This is a genomic window from Vibrio sp. 03_296 (assembly GCF_002265885.1).
The window spans coordinates 1-651 of record NZ_NPKW01000864.1; the positions used below are offsets into that span (position 1 = coordinate 1).

General features: G+C 47.0%; 2 protein-coding genes and 1 pseudogene. 2 read left to right on the plus strand and 1 reads right to left on the minus strand.

Going from position 1 to position 651, the window contains the following annotated elements:
• Window positions 1–25 precede the first annotated feature (25 nt).
• Window positions 26–115, plus strand: a complete 90-nt coding sequence (locus CIK04_RS34645) for a hypothetical protein (RefSeq protein WP_325205957.1) — start codon at window positions 26–28, stop codon at window positions 113–115.
• The gene (locus CIK04_RS28460) at window positions 81–425 is read left to right on the plus strand and encodes a DNA/RNA non-specific endonuclease (RefSeq protein WP_325205956.1); all 345 of its coding nucleotides are present in this window, start codon (window positions 81–83) and stop codon (window positions 423–425) included. The genes CIK04_RS34645 and CIK04_RS28460 overlap by 35 nt, the downstream gene beginning before the upstream one ends.
• A 64-nt stretch (window positions 426–489) precedes the next feature.
• Here CIK04_RS28460 and CIK04_RS28465 read toward each other — a convergent pair.
• A pseudogene (locus CIK04_RS28465) lies at window positions 490–651 on the minus strand (23S rRNA (cytidine(2498)-2'-O)-methyltransferase RlmM); the annotation flags it as partial.

The window sequence follows — 651 nt, forward strand, 5'->3', positions numbered from 1 at the left end:
GGCGATGGATTTCAGTCAGCAATCAATGCAACAAAGCTTCCTGATGAGTAACATGTCACCGCAGTTACCGGGCTTTAACCGTGGGTGGCTGTTGTCTGGAAGAGCATGTTCGTGATCTTGCCAATGAATATAACGAGCTTTACGTCGTCACTGGGCCCATTTACCAAGGGGCGAAAACGCGATTGGTAACGGAGTGGTCATTCCTAGCGCCTTTTTCAAACGTCATTCTTGACCCTGCCTTTAATGACGCGATTGCGTTTATCGTTCCACACCGAGATGTCTCTGGCAGTGAGCTAGCGAACTTCATCACCACGATTGACGAGGTGGAAAGATTGACCCAACTTGACTTCTTCTCAGCCGTCGATGACAGCACAGAAGCGAGCATGGAAGCCCAAGTGTGGGAAATGTGGCCAACGTCGAACTAACACAAACAAAAACGCTCCTCATGTCGAGGAGCGTTTTTTAGCGAACCTGTTTCTTCAGCTCTATCTAGTACGGAGAAATGTTCGATAGCACCTGAATGTGTACGGTGATCTCTTCGCGATCGTGATAAAGGTGTTTCGCTTGCAGCTTAAACTTCACCTTGTTCTCAATCAGGAAGGTCTTGAGATTTTCAATATCTTGTAAAACCTCGTCATAACGACCTTTCAT